The organism is Pseudomonadota bacterium, from assembly GCA_023229365.1.
GTDB lineage: Bacteria > Myxococcota_A > Polyangia > JAAYKL01 > JAAYKL01 > JALNZK01.
Map to the genome: position 1 here is coordinate 1 of JALNZK010000240.1, position 3,261 is coordinate 3,261.

Below are 3,261 nucleotides of genomic sequence, written 5' to 3' on the forward strand. Positions count from 1 at the left end.
ACTTGACGAGGCCGAACGCCGCCTCGGGCATTACCGCCGTGATGCCGTCGATGATGACGTCGTTTATCCCGGTCTTCAGGTTCGCGTGCTCCTCGAGCATCGAGCCGGAGAGATCGACCATGATGAGGACGTCGGCGCGCGTGATCTCGGTCCCGAACTCGAGGTCGCGGAACTCGTGCTCGGGCGCGTCGAACGGGAGGATGACGAAGAACACCTCCGCCGGCGGCGCGTCCTCGCCGTCGAGGGGGTCGGAGCCGTAGGCGACCTCCACGACGTCCATGAACCCGTCGTCGTCCGAGTCCGGGTCCGTGGGATCCGTGCCGTGGAGGTACTCCTCGGAGTCCGGCAGGCCGTCGTTGTCCGAGTCGAAGTCCTGGTAGTCCGGCGTGCCGTCGCTGTCCGAGTCCACGTCCGTCTCTTCGGCGTCGCTGAAGCCGTCGCCGTCCGAGTCCTCGTCCAGGTAGTTCGGGATGCCGTCGTCGTCCAGGTCCTCGGCGCCCTCGTCGTCGTCCGAGATCCCGTCGCCGTCCGAGTCCTCGCCCGGGCTCAGGGTGTCGGTGTCGGCGTCCGAGTCCGAATCGATGTCCGAATCGCCGTCCGTGTCCGCGTCGCCGCCCACCCCGGCGTCCTTCTCGCAGCCGAGCGCGAGCGAGCCGGCGACGAGCGACAAGACGATCCCGACGAGCACGAGATGGACGGTTCTCACGCGGCACCTCCTGGACAGCGGCGTTCCCACACACAGTGTATTCGATAGGACGAAGAAGATGTCCGAATTTCGATCGGGCGGCGGGGGCTCAGAACAGCGGGCAGCGGGCGGCCGAGCCGCACTCCTCGACGACCGTGTCCGGCGTGTCGTCCGAGTAGCCGGCGCGGACCTCGGCGAACGTCTCGTAGAACAGGCAGTCCTGGGCGGCCCAGCACTCCTCGAGCGACAGCTCGTCGACGAGGCTGCCCTCGACGTCCAGCGTGCCGCCGGTCGCGCTCGCGTCGCCCTCGCCCTCACCCTCGGCGGTCCACCGCGACTCGACGGCCAGCGTCTCGAGGAGCCCGTCCGGGCCGTCCTCGGGCCAGACGTCGGCGTCCAGCGTGAAAAGGAGCTCCCCGGCCATCCCCTCGTCGTAGCGCGTGTACGCGTACAGCGCGTCGATCACCTGCCCGTCCGGCGTCGCGAAGCCCTCGAACGCCGCATCCACGATGAACGGGTGCTCGCGCACGTCGAAGTCGTACACGATGCGCCCAGCGTCCGGCGTCGGGTACGCCGTGTCGATGGCGTGCACCGCGGAGTAGTCGATCACGATGGTGCCCGTCGAGGCGTGCGGCTCGTCGCTCGCGTCGACGTCGCCCCAGACGATCGGCATCCAGGGCTCCCCGGCCTCGGCGTTGACGTTCTTGCCGTCGAGCTCGAACGTGAACGCCCCCGCCCTCTCCTTCTCCATCACGAACTGGAACTGGATGCGCGAGAGCGACTCGGCCCACGGCCCCCACATGTAGCCGTCCTCCGTCTTCTCCGTGTACGGCTGATCCAGGATCGCGTCGATCCAGCCCAGCGTCACCTCCAGCCCGCCGTTGACGTACCACTTCGCGGCGCGGGTCAGCTGGTAGACCTCGCCGTCGACGTAGAACCACTCGCCCCCGCTCTCCTCCTGGCACAGATCCTCCGCGCACCCGTCCTCGATGTACGGATCGAGCGCGCCGTTCACGGAGACGAGGCCGGCCGGTTCGGTGAGATCGGCGTCGTCCCCGCCGATGCGGACCATGAGATCCTCCTTCTCCGGGATCGCGTTCCCAAACTCCTCGTCAGCGACCTGCCACGGCCAGCAGGCCTGGGCGGCGACGGTGACGAACAACCCGACGGCGGGCAAAGCGGCTGACGTCTTCATGGCAACCTCCCTGGGGCTATCGGCCCGAAATCCGGGCCTCCAGCATTGAGACACGCGGCCCCCGGGGAGCCGTCACTGCGAAATTGCATCGGCGCACGCATCGGGGCATAGTGGCGGCCATGCCGAGCCCCAAGAGCCGCGCCCGGGCGTTCCGGATCTGCCACCTCTCCGACCTCCACGTGCCGCTGCGCGAGGCGACGCGGCCGCACGAGCTCGCGAACAAGCGCCTCCTCGGGTGGCTCAACCTGAAGCTGAGCCGCGGCTCCGCGCACCGGCTCGACGTCCTCGAGGGGCTGCTCTCCTCGGTCGGCGGGGAGCGCGCGGATCTCCACGTCATCACGGGCGACTTCTCGAACCTCGCGCTCGATCGCGAGTTCGCGGAGGCGGGCGCCCTGCTCGCGCGGTTCGGCCTCACGCCCGACAACACGATCATCGTGCCGGGGAACCACGACCGCTACACGATCTCGGCGGACCTCGGCGCGGCGTTCGAGCGGGGCCTCGCGCCGTTCGCCGAGGGCGACGTGGGGAGGACGCGGCGGTACCCGCGCACGCGCATCCTCGGGCCTGTCGCGCTCGCCGCGCTCGACACCGCCGTGTGGCGCGGGCCGATCCGCGCCGCGGGCAGGCTCGACGCGGCCCAGGCGGACAGGCTCGCCGCGTTCCTCGACGGCAAGGAGGCCGAGGGGCTGTGGCCCGTGATCGCCATGCACCACCCGCCCTTCGAGCTGGAGGGCGACTACAAGCGGCAATACCGCGTGGGGCTCGAGGGCCGCGAACACCTCTCCCGCGCGCTCGCCGGGCGCTCCGGGACGATCATCCACGGCCACCTCCACGCGCTGTCGCGGCGCGCGATGGGCGACTTCGACGCGATAGGCGTCACGTCGGCCTCCCACGACGGAGGGGGCGCGACGGCGCAGGCCGCGTACCACGTGTACGCCTTCGATCGCGCCGGCCTGCTCGACGCGACGATCGTGCGGTTCTGGCCCGGCCCGAACGGCGGACGCCGGGAGCGCGTCCCGCTGCCCAAGGAGGCATGACATGGACAAGAAGGTGATCGCGACCAAGAAGGCGCCGGCGGCGGTCGGCCCGTACTCCCAGGCGATCCGCGCGAACGGGTTCCTCTTCGTCTCCGGCCAGCTCGGCATCGATCCCGCGGCCGGCAAGCTCGTCGAGGGTGTCGAGGCGCAGGCCGAGCAGGCGCTCGACAACATGGGCGCGATCCTCTCCGAGGCGGGGATGGGGTTCGGGAGCGTCGTGAAGGCGACCGTGCTGCTCGCGAGCATGGACGACTTCGCTCTGGTGAACGCGATCTACGCGAAGCGCTTCCCCGAGAACCCGCCGGCGCGCGCGGCGTTCGCGGTCGTGAAGCTGCCGCTCGGCG

At 70.3% G+C, this 3,261-nt stretch carries 4 protein-coding genes; 2 read left to right on the forward strand and 2 right to left on the reverse strand.

The window, feature by feature from the left end:
* Both M0R80_31700 and M0R80_31705 read right to left on the reverse strand, forming a co-directional pair.
* The coding region (locus M0R80_31700) for an MSCRAMM family adhesin SdrC (GenBank protein MCK9464206.1) at window positions 1-706 on the reverse strand (706 nt) is incomplete at its 3' end.
* A gap of 88 nt (window positions 707-794) precedes the next feature.
* The gene (locus M0R80_31705) at window positions 795-1,880 is read right to left on the reverse strand and encodes a hypothetical protein (protein MCK9464207.1); all 1,086 of its coding nucleotides are present in this window, start codon (window positions 1,878-1,880) and stop codon (window positions 795-797) included.
* A 119-nt stretch (window positions 1,881-1,999) separates the two neighbouring features.
* Here M0R80_31705 and M0R80_31710 point away from each other — a divergent pair, with 119 nt between their 5' ends.
* Both M0R80_31710 and M0R80_31715 read left to right on the forward strand, forming a co-directional pair.
* Window positions 2,000-2,917 (forward strand): metallophosphoesterase, encoded by a 918-nt coding sequence (locus M0R80_31710; protein ID MCK9464208.1) that lies wholly within the window; start codon window positions 2,000-2,002, stop codon window positions 2,915-2,917.
* 1 nt (window position 2,918) lies between these two features.
* The coding region (locus tag M0R80_31715; GenBank protein ID MCK9464209.1) for a Rid family detoxifying hydrolase at window positions 2,919-3,261 on the forward strand (343 nt) is incomplete at its 3' end.

Excerpts from the sequence above, each read along its gene's own strand:
- M0R80_31705 (MCK9464207.1), bottom strand. The coding sequence starts at position 1,880 with ATGAAGACGTCAGCCGCTTTGCCCGCCGTCGGGTTGTTCGTCACCGTC.
- M0R80_31710 (MCK9464208.1), top strand. The coding sequence starts at position 2,000 with ATGCCGAGCCCCAAGAGCCGCGCCCGGGCGTTCCGGATCTGCCACCTC.